Below are 19,533 nucleotides of genomic sequence, written 5' to 3'. Positions count from 1 at the left end.
GGATGAGCTCTCATGAGGAGATTCGCGTGACCGCTTCGGAGAAGACCGTCGCAGACTTCTGGTTCGACCCCCTGTGCCCGTGGGCGTGGGTGACCTCCCGATGGATGCTGGAGGTCGAGAAGGTACGGCCCGTCGAGGTTCGGTGGCACGTCATGAGCCTGGCCGTTCTCAACGAGAACAAACTGGATGAGCTGCCCGAGCAGTACCGCGAGAACATGCTCCCCGGCGGCCCGGCCTGGGCGCCGGTGCGCGTCTGCATCGCGGCCGAGCAGAAGCACGGCCCGGAGGTCCTCGGCGCGCTCTACACCGCGCTGGGCAACCGCTTCCACGTGCAGGGTCTGCCGCGCGACCGCGAGACGATCGAGGCCGCGCTGGTGGAGGCCGGTCTCCCGGTGGAGCTGGCGGAGGCCGGTTACAGCGACGCCTTCGACGAGCAGCTGCGCGCCTCCCACAACGAGGGCATCGAGAAGGTCGGCCAGGACGTCGGCACCCCGGTCATCGCGGTGCCCGGCGCGGACGGCGAGCAGGTCGCCTTCTTCGGCCCGGTCGTCACCCCGGCACCCAAGGGCGAGGCCGCGGCCCGGCTGTGGGACGGCACCCTGCTGGTCGCCTCGACCCCGGGCTTCTACGAGCTGAAGCGCACGCGCACCCAGGGCCCCGTCTTCGACTGACGGCTCCGCTCGACGGGCGGCTCCCGATCGGGTCCCTTAATGTCCCGGTATGGGCAAGACGGAGCTTTCCCGGCCGCTCGGCCGCACGGGCGGCCGAGCGGACACGGAGCCGCCGGGCGGCAGCACCGCCGCCCGCTTCGCCGACCGGCCCGTCCGCCCGCACGACCTGGTGACGCGCGCCTTCTGCCGTGCCCTGCCGCCCCTCTGCGCCGCGCTGGGCCTGCGGCAGACGGCCGCCACCCTGCGGCACTACCTGCGCGGCACCGGCACGCCCTACCGGGTGGACGCCGCCCTGCTCCTCGCCCTCCCGGAGGTACGCTCCGCCGCCGAGGAACAGCTCGCCCGCTGGCGCACCGAAGCGCTCGCCCGCTGGCGCGGCGCCCCTTCCGCGTACCCCGCCGACAGCGGCTGGCGCGCCGTGACACTGCCCCGGCGCGGCGCCCTCGACTGGTGGCTCGCGCTGCGCGCCGTCGACTACCGCCTGACGGGGACGGTGCGGGTGTCCTCCGGCGGGGAGGTGGTGGTCGACTACCGCTTCGCGGTGAGCAGGTGCCGGCGCTTCGCGGGGGGCCTCCACGAGGCGGGCCTCGCCCGTGAATTCCTGATCACGGGCGAGGCGTTCGGCCACGCGTGAGCGTCCCGCTGCTTGCGGCGCTTTGTTTCCCCTACCCCGCCCCTTCCCGGCGGCGTCTGATGTGCGGCTCCGCCGCGTGCGGGGCTTCGCCCCAGACCCCCTGACCGCGCTTCGCGCGGTGTCCTCAATCGCCGGACGGGCTGGATTTCACGGATCGTGGGTTCGTTGCCTGCGGGCCGCAGGGATTGCGGACTGCGGTCCGCGCATCCAGCCCGCCCGGCGCCGCAGGCTACGGACTACGGTCCGCAAAACCAGCCCGGCCGGCGCTTGAGGCCGCCCGCCGCAGGCGCATCGGACCCGCAGCCGGGGGGCTGGGGCACGAGCCCCAGTTCGGGAAGGGGCGGGGCTGGGGAACAAAAAAGAAAAAGCCCCCACGCGAACCACTCACGTGGGGGCTTCGCCTGCTGCGTGAAGGGTGAGAAGACGATCACGAAGCAGGACGCAGGGGGATTACGGCACCAGCAGCAGCGTGTTGCCCCGCTCCTTCGCCGCCGCGTACCGCGCGGCGACGTCCTGCCAGTTGACGACCTGCCACATGGCCTCGATGAAGTCCACCTTCTGGTTCTTGTACTGAAGGTAGAACGCGTGCTCCCACGCGTCGAAGACCAGGATCGGCACCGACCCCTGGCCGACGTTGCCCTGGTGGTCGTAGACCTGCTCGACGATGAGGCGGCCGCTGACCGGCTCGTAGGCGAGGACGCCCCAGCCGGAGCCCTGCGTGGTCGCCGAGGCCTTCGTGAGCTGGGCCTTGAACTTCGCGAAAGAGCCGAACGACTCGGCGATGGCGTCCGCCAGCTCGCCCACGCCGTCCTTGTCGAGCGGCTCACCGCCGCCGTCGCCGGTCATGTTCTGCCAGTAGATGCTGTGCAGGATGTGGCCGGAGAGGTGGAAGGCCAGGTTCTTCTCCAGGCCGTTGACAGCGCCCCACTGGTCCTTGTCGCGGGCCTCGGCGAGCTGCTCGAGGGTGTCGTTCGCGCCCTTGACGTACGCGGCGTGGTGCTTGTCGTGGTGCAGCTCGATGATCTTCGCGTCGATGACCGGCTGGAGCGCCGCGTAATCGTAAGGGAGTTCAGGAAGTGTGTAGATGGCCATGCCGAGCCCTCCGACTGCTTATTGCAATTAACTTGCAGGTAGACGCTATCAGCAAGTGCCTGCGAAAAGCGGTTCCGGGGGTGGGCTTGGGTCCAAAGACGGAGGCGGGGTAGGTCCTGAAGATCAGGACCTACCCCGCCTCGTGTGGGGGGCTGGTGTCGGAGCGTCAGATTCCGGTGACCGCGGCGCGGCGCGCCAGCATCCGCTGCCGGAGGTAGCCGAAGAGGGCGAGCGCCACGGTGAGCCCCGCGGTGGCCCACAGCTGGACGCGGGTGTCGTGCTCGCGCAGCATCAGCGCCAGGGTGCCGAGGATCCCGGCCAGGGCCAGGAAGGTCACGTAGGGGAAGAGCCACATCCGCACGACCAGCTTGTCCGGCGCCTCGCGCTCCAGGCGGCGGCGCATCAGCAGCTGGGTGACGGCGATGAACGCCCACACCACGAGCACGGCCGCGCCGGTCATGTAGAGCAGCCACTTGAAGACCGTGTCGGGCCACCAGTAGCTGAGCAGCACCGCGAAGAAGCCGAAGGCCGAGGAGGCCAGCACGGTCATCCGGGGCACGCCGCCGCTGACCTTGCCGAGGAAGCGCGGGCCCTCGCCGCGCTGGACCAGCGAGTACGACATCCGGGAGGCGCCGTAGATATTGGCGTTCATCGCGGAGAGCAGGGCGATCAGCACGATCACGTTCATGATCTGCCCGGCGGCGGGGATGTCGAGGTGGTCGAGGACGGCGACGTACGGGCCGGTCTCGGTGATCGACTTGTCGGTCCAGGGGATCAGCGTCACGACGACCAGCATCGAGCCGACGTAGAACAGGGCTATTCGCCACATCGCCGTGCGCACGGCCTTGGCGACGCCCTTGACGGGCTGCTCGGACTCCGCCGCCGCGATCGTCACCGTCTCCAGGCCGCCGTACGCGAAGACCGAGGCCAGCAGGCCGGCCGCGAGGCCGTCGGTGCCGCCGGGCAGGAAGCCGCCGTGGCCGGTGAGGTTGTCGGCACCCGGCGCCGAGGTGCCCGGCAGCAGGCCGAGGATGGCCAGCACACCCAGCACCAGGAAGAGGCCGATCGCGCCCACCTTCAGCGCGGCGAACCAGAACTCGAACTCACCGAAGTTGCTGACCGCCGCCAGGTTGGTGCCGCAGAAGACGGCCATGAAGATCAGGACCCACATCCAGGAGGGTGTGGAGGGGAACCACGAGACCATGATGTGGGCCGCCCCGATCGCCTCCACGGCGATGCCCACGCACAGCTCTACCCAGAACATCCACCCCACCGTGAACCCCGCCCACGGGCCCATGGCCCGCTCGGCGTGCACGGAGAAGGTGCCGGAGGCGGGGTTGGCCGCCGCCATCTCGCCCAGCATCCGCATCACCAGCATCACCAGCAGCCCGGAGGCGGCATAGGCGAGCACGATGCCCGGACCGGCCGCGGCGATGCCCGCGCCCGAACCGACGAAGAGACCGGCGCCGATCACACCGCCGAGGGCGATCATCGACAGATGGCGCTGCTTGAGGCCGTGCGACAGATCCGTGCCGCCCGGCTCCTGGTCGGTGACCTCGCCGCGCGGTGGCGCGGAAGAGGCCGCAGGTGTCCGAGTCATGATCGTGTGATTCCCGTGGGGTGAGAGCGGAAAAGTTGCCTCAGTGTGGAGGTCATGTTCGCTCAGGACAACAGTTGTGACATTGCTGTCCGATATCTAGACGGCAACGTCACAGACTGTGCACGACACATATCTCCGGAGACAACTGATTTGCCGCCGGAACGGACGAAACGACTCCGGTAACGACCGGTAACGGACAGCGGGCCGGGGCCCGTCCGGCGACTCAGCGTCGCCGGAGACGGAGTTCGCGCAGGCCCGCGACCGCGAGCACCGCCGCCGTCGCACCCGCGGACCACAGCAGCTGCGGCCGCGCGCCGTCGTCCGTGAGCATCAGGATCAGCACGCCGCCCATCGCCGCCAGCGCCACCCACGTGAGATAGGGGAACGCCCACATCCGCAGCGTCAGCCGCTCCGGGGCCTCGCGCTCGATGCGCCGCCGCAGCCGCAGCTGCGAGGCCGCGATCAGACCCCAGACGAAGAGCAGGACGGCGCCCACCGCGTTCAGCAGATAACGGAAGATCGAGTCGGGCCACTCCAGATTCAATATGACCGAGGCGAACCCGAAGACGACCGAGGCGAGCACGGCCCGGCGCGGCACCCCGCCACCCGACACCTTCAGCAGCGAGCGCGGCGCCTCGCCCCGCTCGGCCAGCGAGAAGACCATCCGGGAGGACCCGTAGAGGTTGGCGTTCAGCGCGGACAGCAGCGCCACGAAGACCACGACGTTCATGATCTGGCCGGCCCCGGACACCCCGATGTGGTCGAGGACCGCCACGTACGGGCTCTTGCCGGGCACGATCGACGACCACGGCAGAAGCGTGACGATGACGAGCATCGAGCCCACGTAGAAGAAGAGGATCCGCCACACCGCGCTGCGCACCGCCCGGCCCACCGCGCGGGCCGGGTCGTCGGACTCCGCGGCGGCGATGGTGACGACCTCCAGGCCGCCGAAGGCGAAGACGACGGCGAGGACGCCGGAGACGACCCCGCTCCAGCCGTTGGGCAGGAAGCCGCCCTTGCCGGTGAGGTTGGACAGGCCCACCGCGCTCGTGTCCGGCAGCACGCCGAAGATGGCCAGCAGGCTCAGCGCGAGGAAGAGGACGATCGCGCCCACCTTCAGCGTCGCGAACCAGAACTCGAACTCACCGAAGTTCTTCACCGCGGCGAGGTTGGCGCTCGTGAAGACCACCATGAAGAGCAGCACCCAGGCCCACGTCGGCACCGACGGCAGCCAGCCGTTGGCGATCTGCGCGGCGCCCGTGGCCTCCACGGCGAGCACGACGACCAGCAGGAACCAGTAGAGCCAGCCGACCGTGAACCCCGCCCAGCGCCCCAGCGCGCGCTCCGCGTGCACCGAGAAGGCGCCCGAGGCGGGCATCGCCGACGACATCTCGCCGAGCATCCGCATCACCAGCATCGCGAGCGCGCCCGCGATCAGATACGAGACGATGATCCCGGGCCCGGCCACGGCGATCCCGCTGCCCGAGCCGACGAACAGCCCCGCCCCGATCACGCCGCCCAGGCCCAGCATCGTCAGATGGCGCTGCTTGAGCCCCGCCGACAGGGGTTCCTTCTCGCCGCTCAGCGGTTCGGCGGCAGGCGGTGCGTCATGCATGGCGCTCGTGACTCTCGGATCTGTGCGATGGGCGCAAAAAGGCTGCGAAGGTACTCAACACTCTCCCGAGCGGGTGGCCGACGCCAAGCTTCGCCGCTCCGTCGTGACGAGCATCACGCATGGCCGGGGAACGGCACGGGAAGGGCGCGCCCTTATCAGCGCCGACCTGCGACGGTGCCGTTCGGAACTCTCCAAAGCGGGGCGGGCCGCCTTGTCACGGTCACCCGGTGTCCGCGCCGGGCCCCTCGATTAACGTCACGGTGTCCCTGACCTTCCCTGAACTGACGCGGAGTACCGATGGCCACCGCTGCCCCAGTAACCCGGACCGGTACGGTCCTCGCCGACGCGCTCTTCCCCGCCCTCTCCCGGGCCCGCGTCGGTGACGCCGCCCTGATCCTCGGCGGCGCGGCGCTGACCGGCGTCACCGCCCAGATAGCCGTCCCGGTCCCGGGCTCGCCGGTCCCGGTCAGCGGCCAGACCTTCGCGGCGCTCCTCGTCGGCACCACGCTCGGCGCCCGCCGGGGCTTCCTCTCCCTCGCGCTCTACGCGCTGGTGGGCCTGGCGGGCGTGCCGTGGTTCGCCGAGGGCCGCTCCGGCGCGGGCTTCGCCTCCTTCGGCTACGTCCTCGGCATGATGCTCGCCGCGACGGTGGCGGGCGCCCTCGCCCGCCGCGGCGGCGACCGCTCCACGCTGCGCACGGCGGGCACGATGGCACTGGGCTCCGCGATCATCTACGCGGTCGGCGTCCCGTACCTCGCGCTGTACGCGCACCTCTCCCTGACGGACGCGATCGCCGCGGGCCTCACGCCGTTCCTGATAGGCGACGCACTCAAGGCAGCCCTGGCAATGGGTGCGCTCCCGATGGCGTGGAAGTGGCTGGGCCGGCGGGGCTGACCCGTACCAACGCCGGACGGGCTGGATGTTGCTGCACGTTGACGATCACGTGCGGCACATCCAGCCCGTCCGGCGTTTGAGGACACTCCCCCAGACTTCGTCCGGGGGGACCCCCAAGGGCGTTCCCGCCGCAGGCGGCAAACCGGCCTGCAGCCGAAGACGCTTACTGCTTGACGCCAGTCACCACCCGCCGGCGGCGGTCGAGAACGAGCCCGATCCCCACGACGATCGCCCCGAGCAGAGTGGAAAGAAGCACCTGTTCCCGATTGTCGCCGCCGTCATAAAGCATGTAGCCGAGCACAAAGGTGATCATCCCGATCGTCGCCCACGTCAGATACGGGAAGAGCCACATCCGCACCACGAGCTTCTCCGGCATCTCCCGCAGGATGATGCCGCGCATCTTCAGCTGGGTGACACAGATGACCAGCCAGACGAAGAGGGCGATCGCGCCCGAGGCGTTCAGCAGGAACTTGAAGACCGTGTCGGGCCACACGTAGTTGAAGATCACCGACACGAAGCCGAAGACGACCGAGCCCAGGATCGCGATCCGCGGGACGCCGTTGCCGCTGACCCGGGCGAAGGCCCGCGGCGCGTCGCCGCGCTGACCGAGCGAGAAGGCCATGCGGGAAGCGGTGTAGAGGCCGGAGTTGAGGCAGGAGAGCACGGCCGTCAGGACGATGACGTTCATGATCTGGCCGGCGTGCGGGATGCCGATGGAGTCGAGGGCGGCGACGTAGCTGCCCTTGTCGGCGATCTCCTTGGAGTTCCACGGCAGCAGGGAGACGACCACGAAGATCGAGCCCAGGTAGAAGACGCCGATGCGCCAGATCACGCTGTTGGTGGCCTTGGTGACCGCGCGGCGCGGGTCCTCGGACTCGCCGGCGGCGAGGGTGACGATCTCACTGCCCATGAAGGAGAAGACGACCATCAGGACGCCGGTGAGGATCGCCCCCGGCCCGTTCGGCAGGAATCCGCCGTGCGAGGTGAGGTTCGATATCCCCGCGGTGTCGCTGTGCGCGCCCGGCAGCACGCCGAACACGGCCAGCAGGCCGATGATGACGAAGGCGCCGATCGCGACGACCTTGATCCCGGCGAACCAGAACTCGAACTCGCCGTACGAGCTGACCGACCCGAGGTTGGTCACGGTGAGCAGCACCATGACGATCAGTGCCCAGGCCCACTGCGGAACGGCCGGGATCCAGCCCTCCAGGATCTTGGCACCGGCGGTCGCCTCGACCGCCAGCACCACGACCCAGAAGAACCAGTACAGCCAGCCGATGGAGAAGCCCGCCCAACGGCCCAGCGCCCGGTCCGCGTAGGCGGAGAAGGAGCCGGAGGTCGGATTGGCGGCGGCCATCTCGCCGAGCATCCGCATCACGAAGACGACCATCGCGCCGACGAGCGCGTAGGAGATGAGGATGCCGGGGCCGGCGGCGGCGATGCCGGAGGCGGAGCCGACGAAGAGGCCGGCACCGATCACACCGCCGATGGCGATCATCGACAGGTGGCGGTTCTTGAGGCCGGCCTTCAGGCCGTCCTGGGACGCCTGCCCGGGATCGCCGGAGTTCGACGCCTTTGTCAGAGTCGGCGGTGTCGCCATGAGCACGTTCCTTACGGTTCTCGGGTTGCGAGTTCCCGCATTAGAACTTTTCGAAGGCGTGATCGGGAAGAGTCGAATCCGTATCGTTGTGATCGGGCGAGCCCTGAGGCGGAGCTCGGTCCGCACTCGTGCCACACTCGGTCGCATGCGCGTGTATCTCGGCTCCGACCATGCCGGCTACGAACTCAAGAACCACCTCGTCGAGTGGCTCACGGCCCAGGGCCATGACCCGGTCGACTGCGGCCCGCACATCTACGACGCCCAGGACGACTACCCCCCGTTCTGCCTCCGCGCCGCGGAGCGGACCGCCGCGGACCCGGACAGCCTCGGCATCGTGATCGGCGGCTCCGGCAACGGCGAGCAGATCGCCGCGAACAAGGTCAAGGGCGTACGGGCCGCCCTCGCCTGGAGCGAGCAGACGGCCGCCCTCGGGCGTGAGCACAACGACGCCAACGTGATCAGCATCGGCGGCCGGATGCACACCCAGGACGAGGCGACGAAGTTCGTCGAGATCTTCCTGGCCACGCCGTACTCGGGTGAGGAGCGTCACACCCGCCGCATCGAGATGCTCGCCCGCTACGAGCAGACCGGCGAACTCCCCGAGATCCCCGCCCACCACCCGCAGCAGAGCTGAGGCCTGGTCCTCTGTTCCTCAAACGCCGGACGGGCTGATATTCAGCCCGTGCGGCGTTTGAGGACACTCCCCCAGACTTCGTCCGGGGGGACCCCCAAGGGCGTTCCCGCCGCAGGCGGCGAACCGGCCCGCAGCCGGGGGTCTGGGGCGGAGCCCCCCACGCGGCGGAGCCGCACATCAGACGCAGCCGGGAAGGGGCGGGGCAGGGGAACAAACAGCCCGCATCGGACCGTCGCACCCGCAGGAGAACCGCCATGCCCGAGGGGCACACCATCCACCGGCTGGCCGAGGACCACGCCGAACGGTTCCGCGGTCACAAAATCCGCGTGACCAGCCCCCAAGGCAAGTTCGAAGACAGCGCCGCCCTCCTCGACGGCCACCCCCTCACCACCGCCGAAGCCCACGGAAAGCACCTTTTCCTCGGCTTCGCCGAGCACGGCTGGATCCACATCCACCTCGGCCTCTTCGGCAAGTACACCTTCGGCGAGGCTCCCGTGCCCCCGCCCACCGACACCGTGCGGCTGCGGCTCGCGAGCGCCACCGCGTACGCCGACCTCCGCGGCCCCACCACCTGCGCCCTCGTCACCGACGGGGAGAAGCAGGCGATACACGACCGGCTCGGCCCGGACCCGCTGCGCGCGGCGGACGACGGCGAGGCCGCCTGGGCCCGCGTCAGCCGCAGCCGTACGACGGTCGCCGCGCTCCTCATGGACCAGAAGGTCATCGCGGGCGTCGGCAACGTCTACCGCGCCGAGGTCCTCTTCCGGCACGGAATCGACCCTTACCGCCTCGGCCGCGATCTCACCCGCTCGGAATGGGACGCGATCTGGTCGGACCTGGTCGACCTGATGCGTGAGGGCGTACGCAACAACAGGATCGACACCGTGCGCCCCGAACACACCCCCGAGGCCATGGGCCGCCCGCCGCGCGTGGACGACCACGGCGGCGAGGTGTACGTCTACCGCCGGGCCCGGCAGGCCTGCCACATCTGTGGCGGCGAGATCCGCACCGCCGATCTCGCCGCCCGCAATCTCTTCTGGTGCCCGGGCTGCCAGCAGCGCTGAGAGCCCGTCAGAAGCCGTGCGGCAGCCACGGCGCGACCGGGCTGCCGAATGCCACGGCCGCCTCCTCCAGCGCGCCCTCCCGCAGCTCCCGGACCTGACCCGCGCCGGCCAGCGCGATCAGGGACACGCCGCCGAGATACGCCGAGCCCAGCTCCCGCACGGACAGTGCCAGATCGCCCGGGTCCTCCGTGCGCTCGCAGGACGCCCCCTTGGCATCACCGGTCAGCCGCCAGCGCCCCGCGTTCCAGGGGCAGAAGGCGTCGTCGACCTCGAACACCACGTCCACCGGCGCCTGATACGTACGGGCCGCCAGCGCCGCCCCCACCTCGACCAGCCGCACGTGCAGCGAGTCCTCCGTGGTCAGGTGGCAGCGCCGGACATCGTCGACCAGGTGCCACAGCGGGTCGTCGGACGGCCGGTTGCGCGCCACGATCTCGTCGGTCAGGTCCAGGTCGAACAGGAAGCGCCACAGCGCGGCGTACGCGGCGGGGGTCAGCGCCTCCACGTCGCGCAGCAGCACCTGGCCGTAGGAGGTGTCGTCCGGCCGGGGCCGGACGGAATAGCGGGCGTAGCCCACGGTCCGGCCGTCCACCTCGGCCAGCACGCACTGCAACGGCGAGCCGTCACCCCGGCGGCTCGGGGCGTCCAGCAGCGGCAGCGCGTCCCAGCCCGGCCGGCGCTCCAGCATCCCGGGACGGGCCGTCACCCGGCGCGCGTACACCGCCTCGCACGCCTCGCGCGCCCGCTCGGGCTTCGACAAGCGGAGCCGCACGCCGTCCGCGCCCTCCGGCATGGTCAGTCCCACCCGGTCCGTGTCGATGCGGGCCCGCGTCAGGTACGACGCCAGGCCGTAACCGAACCGCCCGTAGATGTCCGGCTCGGAGGCCGTGAGCACGGCGAGCGGCGCGCCCCAGCTCCGTACGTCCTCCAGCTGGCGCCGCATCATCCCCCGCAGCACCCCGCGCCGCCGGTGTGTCGGCCGCACGCCCACCATCGTCACTCCGGCCGTGGGAACCACGGCGCCGCCCGGCACGGTCATCCGGAAGTCGAACGCCCCCGTCGTGCCCACGACTTCATCGCCGTCCCAGGTGCCCAGCCACCGCTCGAACAGCGTGAGCTCCCGCCAGAGGGCGAGCTCCTCGGCGGGCTCGGGCATACCGCCGAACGCCAACTCAAGCGACTCGTACCACTGGTCCCACTCGGCCGGACGCAGTACACGCAACTCTGTTGTCATGACGCCATGACTAACAGCGGATTCCCGCGCGGGCGAACGAATTTCGCATAAGGTTCCCATCCGTGCGACTCGGTGCGGTCCCACGGCTTCGCCCGGTTCATGGCAGGCTCTTCGCAGGTCGGCCGTGGTCGGCCGCGTCGGCGCGGCGAGAGTCGACGCACCGCCGAATGGGTGGATAAGGTCACGATGCAATGACTGGCGGTGCGGAGACCCCGACGGCCCGGATGCGCAAAGCCATGCACCGGGCCCGCACGAGCATGCGCAAAGCCGGGGTGGACTACTTCCGCGGCGACGGCTCCGACTGGATCGCCCTGGCCGCCCTCCTGCTCACCGTCCCCGCGCTCGCCGGCGGCACCGTCGCCCTGCCCGAGTGGTGCGCGCCCTCGGCGCTCGTCCTGCCCATCGTGGCCGGCGGCCTCCTGCTGCGCCCGGCCAGCCTGCTGGCCCTCTACGCGGCGTCCGCCGTCGCGCTGATCGTGGAGTCCTACGCCCTGGACCGGGGCGTGCACGGCGGCGACGGCCGGGTCACCCCGGGCACGATCCTCGTCGTCGCCGCAGTCGGCTTCCTCGGGCTGCTCATCGCGCAGTTCCGCAGCCGCGTCGGCGTGCCCTGGCGGCGCGGCGGCACCATGCTGTTCGACCTGCGCGAACGCATCCGCGTCCAGAGCAAGCTGCCCAAGCTGCCGCGCGGCTGGCACCGGGAGATGGCCCTGCGCCCGGCGGGCGGCCAGTCCTTCTCCGGCGACTTCGTGGTGGCGGCCCGCACCAACGGCGGCCGCACGCTGGAGATCGTGCTGACCGACGTCTCCGGCAAGGGCATGGACGCCGCCTCGCGCGCCCTCCTGCTCTCCGGCGCCTTCGGCGGGCTGCTGGGCTCGCTGCCCCCGCACGCCTTCCTGCCCGCCGCCAACGGCTATCTGCTCCGGCAGGACTGGGACGAGGGCTTCGCGACCTCCGTCCATCTCGTCCTCGACCTGGACAGCGGGGACTACGAGATGTTCTCCGCCGGACACCTGCCGGGCCTCCAGCTCAGCGCGGGCACCGGCCGCTGGGAGGAGAAGGCCGCGGAGGGGCCGCTCCTCGGGGTCTACGACGGCGCCCAGTTCGACCCCATAAAGGGCACGCTGTCCCCCGGGGACGTGCTGATGCTCTTCACCGACGGCCTGGTCGAGACCTCCGACCGCGACCTGACCGAGGGCATGGACCGCCTCACGGGCGAAGCGGACCGCTATGTCTCCGCGGGCTTCCAGGGCGCGGCCTGGCACTTGATCGAAGCGGTCGCGAAGGACGTCAACGACGACAGGGCCTTGCTGCTGATCTGCCGCACTTGACGGTGGCGGGGCGCCCCACAAGGGGCGCGGGGAACGGCGCGACCAGCCCCCACCGACCCGCAGCCGGAGAAACAGGAGACGACATGCCACCCATGCCCCTGCCCGCCGTAGAGGCATTCGCCCGGCGTGCCCACGCCACCCAGACCGACAAGGCGGGCCGGCCGTACACGGCACACCTCGCCGCCGTCGCGGCGTACGTCACGGAAAAGGGCGGCGACGATCACCAGATCGCCGCCGCCTGGCTGCACGACGCCGTCGAGGACGGGGCCGTCACCGAGGAGTGGCTCGCGGAGGCCGACCTGTCGCAGCGGACCAAGGACATCGTGCTGGCGGTGACCAAGCGGGCCGGTGAGGCACCGGAGGCGTACGCGGCCCGCGTCCTGGCCACGCCGGGCGCGCTGCTGGTCAAGGAGGCGGACCTGGCCCACAACTCCGACCCCGGGCGGGCCGCGGCGCTCGACGCCGCCACCCGCGAACGGCTCCGGAAGAAGTACGCCCGGATGCGCGCCCTCCTCGGCCTGGAGGCGCCCGCCGGGTGACTCACCGCTGCTTGCGGAAGGCCCACTCCATCTTCGGCTCCATCGCGAAGCGGAAGACCCGCCGCACCGGCGTGGTGCACAGCGCCGTCATCACCACGATCGCGACCAGGGTGACCACGACCTCGCCGACGGGCCGGCGGACCCAGGCGTAGGCGTCGTACCACTCCTGCCAGCGGGACAGCTTGATCAGGAAGCCGTGCAGCAGATAGCCGTAGAGCGTCCCCGCGCCCAGTGCCGTGAACCACACCGTGCGGCGCGGGACCCAGGCGAAGAAGCAGGCGGTCAGCACCGCCGCGCAGCCGAACATCGCCAGCGTCATCGCGGGCGCGGACCACAGCGGCGCGCGCAGGTCCTGGACGGCGGCGTTGTGGTAGAACCACGTGCTGTTCATCCGCGGCGCCGCCCAGTACGCGAAGGCGATCGCACCCGCGAACACGGGGAAGGCCGCGACCCGCACCCAGCGGCGCCGCACCAGCTGGAAGTGCTCGGCCTTCATGTGCAGCCCGATCACGAAGAACGGCAGGAACTGCAGGACGCGCTGAAGATCGAAGTCGCCGCCGATCTCGGGGGAGAGCGCGGCCAGCGTCGCGATCGCGAACGCCACCGGGACCGGCCAGCGGATCAGCTTCCAGATCGGCGTGGTCAGCCGCCAGATGAACAGCGCGGCCAGGAACCAGTTGAGGTACCACGGGTTCAGCAGCGAGACCGGATCCGGCGGGGAGTCGTGGTCCATCCAGTGCTGGAAGTAGGTGTAGGCGACCTCGAAGATCACATACGGCACCGCCACGCCGGTTATCAGCCGCTTGATCTTCGCCGGGCTCATGTCGAAGCCACGCGAGAAATAGCCGGAAATGACGATGAAGGCCGGCATGTGAAAGGCGTAGACGGTCAGGTACAGCGCCATCGCGGCGCGTCCACCGTGGGTGAGTGGCTCCCACGCGTGGCCCAGGGCGACCAGGACGATCGCCAGGTACTTCGCGTTGTCGAAGAAAGGATCGCGCCGCGCCGGAGCGGGCGCCGCCGGCGCGGACCGCGGGGCGCTCGACGGGCTCGACGGGCTCGGAGCCGCGGAGGAGGACGGCGGAGTGACGGCGGGGGACATCCGAGGCACCCTAGCGGCGCAATCCGGGCGGGTAAAACCCCGTTCCATCTATTGAGCTATTCACCATGAACCGGCACGCTGTCCGTCAAGTCGGCCGATATCCTCTCCACGCAGCTTTCTGGACGATCCACCGATGAAACGTCACTGGGCCCCAACAGCAGGGCAGTTGATGGCACGATGGTGGTCGTGAGGGGTCTGCGAAGGACTTCCGGGCAGGCCGGGTGATTCCGACCGAGGGTGTGATCAGCTATGACCACCATTTCGCTGTCAGGCGTGCTGCTTCTGGCGATCGTGCTGGTGGTGATGATGCGCGCGGGGCATATCAAGGGCGGCCCGGCGATCATCGCGATCCTCTTCGGCTTCTTCCTCGCCTCCACCGGCATGGCGCCGTCCATCCAGCGGTTCCTGGACTCGCTGGCCCAGACCATAAACGGCATCAAGTTCTGAGCGCCGCCCGTGGCCGGATTCATGCGGTCACGGACGCATGAATCCCGCGTGAACCCCGTAGGGGACGCGCATGAAAAAACGCCTCCGGCCGGAGCCGGAGGCGTGGTGGAGCGGGCGACGGGAATCGAACCCGCGTAGCCAGTTTGGAAGACTGGGGCTCTACCATTGAGCTACGCCCGCGCGCACCGCGATCCCCGTGAGGCCGGCGCGGCACGTTGTGCATCGTAGCGGGTCCGGACACCCCGCCGCACACCCCGGGGTGCCGTCGGCTCCCCGCCTCTGCCGCCGCCTCTTCATCGGCCCCTTAATCGGCAGCCGGAACCCCGGCGGGCATGTACCCTACGTGTCGCACCGACGGGGTGTGGCGCAGCTTGGTAGCGCGTCCGCTTTGGGAGCGGAAGGTCGTCGGTTCGAATCCGGCCACCCCGACCAATCAAGATCACATTGTGGGGCCCGTACTGCTTGCGGTTACTATGCAAGCTGCGTGCCCGTGTGTCTCTGTACCGGGCGCGATCCGCTGGAACATCAGCAGAATCCAAGAAGTCAGCCCCAAGGAGACCGAACCGTGAAGAGCGCCGTGGAGACCCTGAACCCGACTCGGGTTCGGCTCACTGTTGAGGTGCCCTTCGAGGAGCTCAAGGCCAGCCTCGACGCGGCGTACAAGAAGATCAACCAGCAGGTCACGGTGAAGGGCTTCCGTCAGGGCAAGATCCCCGCCCGTGTCATCGACCAGCGGTTCGGCCGCGGTGCGGTGCTGGAGGAGGCCGTCAACGACGCGCTTCCGAAGTTCTACACCGAGGCGGTCAACGAGGCCGACCTCAACCCGCTGGGCCAGCCCGAGGTCGACATCAAGGAGCTGAAGGACGGCGAGCTGCTCTCCTTCACCGCCGAGGTCGACGTCCGTCCGGCCCTGGAGATCCCGGACTACTCCGGCATCGAGGTCACCGTCGACGCCGTCGAGGTGTCCGACGAGGACATCGAGAAGTCGGTCGAGCAGCTGCGCGACCGCTTCGCCACCACCTCCCCGGTCGAGCGCGCCGCCGCCGAGGGTGACATCGTCACCGTCGACCTGGAGGCCAAGGTCGACGGCGAGGTGCTGGAGGACGGTGTCGCCCAGGGCATCGACTACACCATCGGCTCCGGCCAGCTGCTCGACGGCATCGACGAGGCCGTGACCGGTCTCGAGGCCGGTGGCACCGCCACCTTCACCTCCGAGCTCAAGGGCGGTTCCGCCGAGGGCAAGGAGGCCGAGGTCAAGGTCGACGTCACCGCCGTCAAGGCCCGCGAACTGCCCGCGCTGGACGACGACTTCGCCCAGCTGGCGAGCGAGTTCGACACGCTGGAGGAGCTGCGCGCCGACAGCGCCAAGCGTCTCGCCCGGATGAAGAAGTTCGACCAGGCCACGCAGGCGCAGGAGAAGGTCCTCGACGAGCTGATCAAGCTGGTCGAGGTCCCGATGCCGGAGAAGCTGCTCGAGGACGAGGTCAACACCCGTAAGCACAACCTCGAGCACCACCAGCTCGGCCAGATGGGCCTGGACCTGGCGAAGTACCTGGAGATCCAGGGCAAGTCCGCCGAGGAGTTCGACGCCGAGCTCAAGGAGCAGGCCGAGAAGGGCATCAAGACCCAGTTCATCCTGGACGAGATCGTCAACAAGGAGAAGCTGTCGGTCGGCCAGGAGGAGCTCACCGAGCACCTCATGCGCCGTGCCCAGTCCTCCGGCATGAGCCCCGACCAGTTCGCCCAGGCCGTTGTCGAGGGTGGCCAGGTGCCGATGCTCGTCGGCGAGGTCGCCCGCGGCAAGGCCCTCGCGGCCGTCGTCGAGGCCGCCACGGTCAAGGACAGCAACGGCGAGGTCGTCGACCTGGACGACGAGGACGAGACCGGCGAGACGGTCGAGGCCGCCGCCGAGGTCGTCGAGGGCACCGAGGCCTGAGCCTCGCCCCTCTCGTAGCGATACGGCATACGGGCCCGGCTCCGGCACCCTCCTGGGTGCCGGAGCCGGGCCCGCCGCGCTCCTGTGAGGCCCGGGGAACCTGCGCTCAGAGCGAACAGTTCCTGATGCGGGATGGCCACCGCCTACCAGCGCGTTAGGGTCCGTAGATACGGGGGCAGGGGAGTCCCGGAAGCGCGACGCGGAAGCCCGGATGGCGCGCCCGACCTCACCCCTTGAAGAAGACGCTGAGACGGCTCGCGGGGCCGTCGAACAACGAGCAGGTGGATACGTGACGAATCTGATGCCTTCCGCCGCCGCCGGCGAGCCGAGCTTCGGTGGCCTCGGCGACCAGGTCTACAACCGACTGCTCGGGGAACGAATCATCTTCCTCGGCCAGCCGGTCGACGATGACATCGCCAACAAGATCACGGCGCAGCTGCTCCTCCTTGCCGCGGACCCGGACAAGGACATCTACCTCTACATCAACAGCCCCGGCGGCTCGATCACGGCCGGCATGGCGATCTACGACACCATGCAGTACATCAAGAACGACGTGGTCACCATCGCCATGGGCCTCGCCGCCTCGATGGGCCAGTTCCTGCTGAGCGCCGGCACCCCGGGCAAGCGCTTCGCGCTGCCCAACGCCGAGATCCTGATCCACCAGCCCTCCGCGGGCCTGGCGGGCTCCGCCACGGACATCAAGATCCACGCCGAGCGGCTGCTGTACACCAAGAAGCGGATGGCCGAGCTCACCGCTCACCACACCGGTCAGTCCGTCGAGCAGATCACTCACGACTCCGACCGCGACCGCTGGTTCTCCGCCGACGAGGCCAAGGAGTACGGCCTCATCGACGAGGTCATGGGATCCGCCGCGGGCGTTCCGGGCGGGGGCGGCACCGGGGCCTGATCCCCGGCGCGTCCACGCAGCAGAACCCCTCGCCCTCAGAACGCCACCAGGATGGTGAACACGCAGATGAACAACAACGCCGGCAGCGGCCTCTACACCGGCCCCCAGGCCGACTCCCGTTACATCGTCCCGCGCTTCGTCGAGCGCACTTCGCAGGGCGTGCGCGAGTACGACCCGTACGCGAAGCTCTTCGAGGAGCGTGTGATCTTCCTCGGCGTGCAGATCGACGACGCCTCGGCCAACGACGTCATGGCGCAGCTGCTGTGCCTGGAGTCGATGGACCCGGACCGCGACATCTCGATCTACATCAACTCGCCGGGCGGCTCCTTCACGGCGCTGACCGCGATCTACGACACGATGCAGTTCGTGAAGCCGGACATCCAGACGGTCTGCATGGGCCAGGCGGCCTCCGCCGCCGCCGTGCTGCTCGCCGCCGGCACGCCGGGCAAGCGTATGGCGCTGCCGAACGCCCGCGTCCTGATCCACCAGCCGTACAGCGAGACCGGCCGCGGCCAGGTCTCCGACCTGGAGATCGCCGCCAACGAGATCCTCCGGATGCGTGCGCAGCTGGAGGACATGCTGGCCAAGCACTCCACCACGCCGATCGAGAAGATCCGCGAGGACATCGAGCGCGACAAGATCCTCACCGCCGACGAGCTGCTCGCGTACGGCCTGGTCGACCAGATCGTCTCGACGCGCAAGACGTCCGTTTCGGCCTGACCGTTTTCGGTCCGGCCAAAGTGCCGCCGGCAACCCCCTTGGACCGAGTAGGGCCAAGGGGGGCCCGCACGGGGGGCCCGGCAAGGTACCGTCGATAGGCAAGCACCCGGGTTCGCAGAGCAAGGCGGATCCCAGGCGAAGGGGAAGCACCTCGTGGCACGCATCGGTGACGGCGGCGATCTGCTCAAGTGCTCGTTCTGCGGGAAGAGCCAGAAGCAGGTGAAGAAGCTCATCGCGGGGCCTGGTGTGTACATCTGCGACGAGTGCATCGACCTCTGCAACGAGATCATCGAGGAAGAGCTGGCGGAGACCTCCGAGGTGCGGTGGGAGGAGCTCCCCAAGCCCCGTGAGATCTATGAGTTCCTCGAGGGCTATGTGGTGGGCCAGGAGGCGGCCAAGAAGGCCCTCTCCGTCGCGGTCTACAACCACTACAAGCGCGTGCAGGCCGGCGAGAACGGCGGCCACCGCGACGACGGCATCGAGCTCGCGAAGTCCAACATCCTGCTCCTGGGCCCCACGGGCTCGGGCAAGACCCTCCTCGCGCAGACGCTCGCCCGCATGCTGAACGTCCCCTTCGCGATCGCCGACGCCACGGCGCTGACGGAGGCCGGCTATGTCGGCGAGGACGTCGAGAACATCCTGCTGAAGCTGATCCAGGCCGCGGACTACGACGTCAAGAAGGCCGAGACCGGCATCATCTACATCGACGAGATCGACAAGGTCGCCCGTAAGAGCGAAAATCCGTCGATCACACGGGATGTGTCGGGCGAGGGCGTCCAGCAGGCCCTGCTGAAGATCCTGGAAGGCACCACGGCCTCCGTTCCCCCGCAGGGCGGCCGCAAGCACCCGCACCAGGAATTCATCCAGATCGACACGACGAACGTCCTCTTCATCGTCGGCGGCGCCTTCTCCGGCCTGGAGAAGATCATCGAGTCGCGCGCGGGCGCCAAGGGCATCGGCTTCGGGGCGACGATCCGCTCCAAGCGGGAGATCGAGGCGAGCGACCAGTTCCAGGAGGTCATGCCCGAGGACCTGGTGAAGTTCGGCATGATCCCCGAATTCATCGGCCGCCTCCCCGTGATCACCAGCGTCCACAACCTCGACCGCGAGGCGCTCCTCCAGATCCTGGTCGAGCCGCGCAACGCCCTGGTGAAGCAGTATCAACGCCTGTTTGAACTCGACGGCGTGGAGCTGGAGTTCGACCGCCCCGCCCTGGAGGCCATCGCCGACCAGGCGATCCTGCGCGGCACCGGCGCGCGTGGCCTGCGGGCCATCATGGAAGAGGTCCTGATGTCCGTGATGTACGAGGTCCCGTCCCGCAAGGACGTCGCCCGCGTCGTCATCACCGAGGACGTCGTCCACTCCAACGTCAACCCGACCCTGGTCCCGCGCGAGCCGCGGATCGTCGGCAAGGACGAACGGCACGAGAAGAGCGCGTGAGCTCTTCCTGACGCGAGAGGGCGCCCGGCGGGTCGTGCCGGGCGCCTTTTGTTGTGCTCCCGCGGAAGTGCTG

At 69.5% G+C, this 19,533-nt stretch carries 18 protein-coding genes and 2 tRNA genes; 13 read left to right on the top strand and 7 right to left on the bottom strand.

Features of this window, described 5'->3' with window-relative positions; all coding sequences use genetic code 11:
* The first annotated feature begins 26 nt into the window (after positions 1-26).
* Together ACFY1P_RS14295 and ACFY1P_RS14290 are read left to right on the top strand one after the other, a co-directional pair.
* Positions 27-671, top strand: coding sequence for a DsbA family protein (locus tag ACFY1P_RS14295; RefSeq protein WP_390750748.1), 645 nt, complete (start codon positions 27-29; stop codon positions 669-671).
* Positions 672-720: 49 nt separating this feature from the next.
* Complete coding sequence (locus ACFY1P_RS14290; RefSeq protein ID WP_361529536.1) at positions 721-1,305, top strand: hypothetical protein; 585 nt, start codon at positions 721-723, stop codon at positions 1,303-1,305.
* A gap of 450 nt (positions 1,306-1,755) precedes the next feature.
* Here ACFY1P_RS14290 and ACFY1P_RS14285 read toward each other — a convergent pair whose 3' ends face one another.
* The 3 genes from ACFY1P_RS14285 to ACFY1P_RS14275 all read right to left on the bottom strand — a co-directional run bounded on the left by ACFY1P_RS14285 (position 1,756) and on the right by ACFY1P_RS14275 (position 5,612).
* Complete coding sequence (locus tag ACFY1P_RS14285; RefSeq protein ID WP_361529539.1) at positions 1,756-2,397, bottom strand: superoxide dismutase; 642 nt, start codon at positions 2,395-2,397, stop codon at positions 1,756-1,758.
* A 166-nt stretch (positions 2,398-2,563) separates the two neighbouring features.
* Positions 2,564-3,997, bottom strand: a complete 1,434-nt coding sequence (locus ACFY1P_RS14280; RefSeq protein WP_361529542.1) for an amino acid permease — start codon at positions 3,995-3,997, stop codon at positions 2,564-2,566.
* Between the two features lie 223 nt (positions 3,998-4,220).
* Positions 4,221-5,612 (bottom strand): amino acid permease, encoded by a 1,392-nt coding sequence (locus ACFY1P_RS14275; protein ID WP_361529545.1) that lies wholly within the window; start codon positions 5,610-5,612, stop codon positions 4,221-4,223.
* Between the two features lie 297 nt (positions 5,613-5,909).
* Here ACFY1P_RS14275 and ACFY1P_RS14270 point away from each other — a divergent pair, with 297 nt between their 5' ends.
* Positions 5,910-6,506 carry a biotin transporter BioY gene (locus ACFY1P_RS14270; RefSeq protein ID WP_390750747.1) on the top strand — a complete coding sequence of 199 codons (597 nt, stop codon included), beginning with the start codon at positions 5,910-5,912 and terminating at the stop codon, positions 6,504-6,506.
* A gap of 163 nt (positions 6,507-6,669) precedes the next feature.
* On the opposite strand, the gene ACFY1P_RS14265 is transcribed toward ACFY1P_RS14270, so the two are convergent.
* Positions 6,670-8,106, bottom strand: coding sequence for an amino acid permease (locus tag ACFY1P_RS14265; RefSeq protein ID WP_361529551.1), 1,437 nt, complete (start codon positions 8,104-8,106; stop codon positions 6,670-6,672).
* A 145-nt stretch (positions 8,107-8,251) separates the two neighbouring features.
* Between ACFY1P_RS14265 and ACFY1P_RS14260 the strand changes: the two genes are divergently transcribed.
* Together ACFY1P_RS14260 and ACFY1P_RS14255 are read left to right on the top strand one after the other, a co-directional pair.
* Positions 8,252-8,740 (top strand): ribose-5-phosphate isomerase, encoded by a 489-nt coding sequence (locus tag ACFY1P_RS14260; RefSeq protein ID WP_361529554.1) that lies wholly within the window; start codon positions 8,252-8,254, stop codon positions 8,738-8,740.
* A 254-nt stretch (positions 8,741-8,994) separates the two neighbouring features.
* Complete coding sequence (locus ACFY1P_RS14255) at positions 8,995-9,804, top strand: Fpg/Nei family DNA glycosylase (RefSeq protein ID WP_390750746.1); 810 nt, start codon at positions 8,995-8,997, stop codon at positions 9,802-9,804.
* A gap of 7 nt (positions 9,805-9,811) precedes the next feature.
* Here the strand turns inward: ACFY1P_RS14255 and ACFY1P_RS14250 are convergent, their stop codons facing one another.
* Positions 9,812-11,038 (bottom strand): GNAT family N-acetyltransferase, encoded by a 1,227-nt coding sequence (locus ACFY1P_RS14250; protein WP_390750745.1) that lies wholly within the window; start codon positions 11,036-11,038, stop codon positions 9,812-9,814.
* Between the two features lie 191 nt (positions 11,039-11,229).
* Here ACFY1P_RS14250 and ACFY1P_RS14245 point away from each other — a divergent pair, with 191 nt between their 5' ends.
* Positions 11,230-12,369 (top strand): PP2C family protein-serine/threonine phosphatase, encoded by a 1,140-nt coding sequence (locus ACFY1P_RS14245; protein WP_361529563.1) that lies wholly within the window; start codon positions 11,230-11,232, stop codon positions 12,367-12,369.
* Positions 12,370-12,452: 83 nt separating this feature from the next.
* Entirely contained in the window at positions 12,453-12,908 is a 456-nt protein-coding gene (locus ACFY1P_RS14240) for an HD domain-containing protein (RefSeq protein ID WP_361529566.1), read from the top strand.
* A 1-nt stretch (position 12,909) separates the two neighbouring features.
* On the opposite strand, the gene ACFY1P_RS14235 is transcribed toward ACFY1P_RS14240, so the two are convergent.
* Positions 12,910-14,010, bottom strand: a complete 1,101-nt coding sequence (locus ACFY1P_RS14235; RefSeq protein WP_361529569.1) for an acyltransferase family protein — start codon at positions 14,008-14,010, stop codon at positions 12,910-12,912.
* 249 nt (positions 14,011-14,259) lie between these two features.
* Here ACFY1P_RS14235 and ACFY1P_RS14230 point away from each other — a divergent pair, with 249 nt between their 5' ends.
* Positions 14,260-14,457, top strand: coding sequence for a hypothetical protein (locus ACFY1P_RS14230; protein ID WP_361529572.1), 198 nt, complete (start codon positions 14,260-14,262; stop codon positions 14,455-14,457).
* A 106-nt stretch (positions 14,458-14,563) separates the two neighbouring features.
* Here the strand turns inward: ACFY1P_RS14230 and ACFY1P_RS14225 are convergent.
* Positions 14,564-14,637 (bottom strand) — tRNA-Gly (locus ACFY1P_RS14225).
* A gap of 175 nt (positions 14,638-14,812) precedes the next feature.
* Between ACFY1P_RS14225 and ACFY1P_RS14220 the strand changes: the two genes are divergently transcribed.
* The 5 genes from ACFY1P_RS14220 (at position 14,813) to clpX (ending at position 19,460) form a co-directional block, all read left to right on the top strand.
* Positions 14,813-14,889: transfer RNA gene (locus ACFY1P_RS14220), tRNA-Pro, on the top strand.
* Between the two features lie 133 nt (positions 14,890-15,022).
* A complete protein-coding gene (tig, locus tag ACFY1P_RS14215) occupies positions 15,023-16,393 on the top strand; it encodes a trigger factor (RefSeq protein WP_390750744.1) in 1,371 nt (456 codons plus the stop codon).
* Between the two features lie 289 nt (positions 16,394-16,682).
* Positions 16,683-17,300 carry an ATP-dependent Clp protease proteolytic subunit gene (locus ACFY1P_RS14210; protein ID WP_361533554.1) on the top strand — a complete coding sequence of 206 codons (618 nt, stop codon included), beginning with the start codon at positions 16,683-16,685 and terminating at the stop codon, positions 17,298-17,300.
* A gap of 51 nt (positions 17,301-17,351) precedes the next feature.
* Positions 17,352-18,020, top strand: coding sequence for an ATP-dependent Clp protease proteolytic subunit (locus ACFY1P_RS14205; RefSeq protein ID WP_116211811.1), 669 nt, complete (start codon positions 17,352-17,354; stop codon positions 18,018-18,020).
* A 153-nt stretch (positions 18,021-18,173) separates the two neighbouring features.
* Positions 18,174-19,460, top strand: a complete 1,287-nt coding sequence (gene clpX, locus ACFY1P_RS14200; protein WP_361533551.1) for an ATP-dependent Clp protease ATP-binding subunit ClpX — start codon at positions 18,174-18,176, stop codon at positions 19,458-19,460.
* Positions 19,461-19,533 lie beyond the last annotated feature (73 nt).

It is taken from the genome of Streptomyces sp. NPDC001407 (assembly GCF_042895325.1).
Classification (GTDB): domain Bacteria; phylum Actinomycetota; class Actinomycetes; order Streptomycetales; family Streptomycetaceae; genus Streptomyces.
Note: the sequence above shows the minus strand (reverse complement) of the source record. Positions and strands in the feature narration are given on the sequence as shown.

Coding starts and splice junctions, on each gene's coding strand:
- ACFY1P_RS14260 (WP_361529554.1), top strand. CDS start 8,252: ATGCGCGTGTATCTCGGCTCCGACCATGCCGGCTACGAACTCAAGAAC.
- ACFY1P_RS14275 (WP_361529545.1), bottom strand. CDS start 5,612: ATGCATGACGCACCGCCTGCCGCCGAACCGCTGAGCGGCGAGAAGGAA.
- ACFY1P_RS14270 (WP_390750747.1), top strand. CDS start 5,910: ATGGCCACCGCTGCCCCAGTAACCCGGACCGGTACGGTCCTCGCCGAC.
- ACFY1P_RS14240 (WP_361529566.1), top strand. CDS start 12,453: ATGCCACCCATGCCCCTGCCCGCCGTAGAGGCATTCGCCCGGCGTGCC.
- ACFY1P_RS14250 (WP_390750745.1), bottom strand. CDS start 11,038: ATGACAACAGAGTTGCGTGTACTGCGTCCGGCCGAGTGGGACCAGTGG.
- ACFY1P_RS14265 (WP_361529551.1), bottom strand. CDS start 8,106: ATGGCGACACCGCCGACTCTGACAAAGGCGTCGAACTCCGGCGATCCC.
- ACFY1P_RS14205 (WP_116211811.1), top strand. CDS start 17,352: ATGGTGAACACGCAGATGAACAACAACGCCGGCAGCGGCCTCTACACC.
- ACFY1P_RS14245 (WP_361529563.1), top strand. CDS start 11,230: ATGACTGGCGGTGCGGAGACCCCGACGGCCCGGATGCGCAAAGCCATG.
- ACFY1P_RS14280 (WP_361529542.1), bottom strand. CDS start 3,997: ATGACTCGGACACCTGCGGCCTCTTCCGCGCCACCGCGCGGCGAGGTC.
- ACFY1P_RS14285 (WP_361529539.1), bottom strand. CDS start 2,397: ATGGCCATCTACACACTTCCTGAACTCCCTTACGATTACGCGGCGCTC.
- ACFY1P_RS14255 (WP_390750746.1), top strand. CDS start 8,995: ATGCCCGAGGGGCACACCATCCACCGGCTGGCCGAGGACCACGCCGAA.
- ACFY1P_RS14230 (WP_361529572.1), top strand. CDS start 14,260: ATGACCACCATTTCGCTGTCAGGCGTGCTGCTTCTGGCGATCGTGCTG.
- ACFY1P_RS14290 (WP_361529536.1), top strand. CDS start 721: ATGGGCAAGACGGAGCTTTCCCGGCCGCTCGGCCGCACGGGCGGCCGA.
- ACFY1P_RS14235 (WP_361529569.1), bottom strand. CDS start 14,010: ATGTCCCCCGCCGTCACTCCGCCGTCCTCCTCCGCGGCTCCGAGCCCG.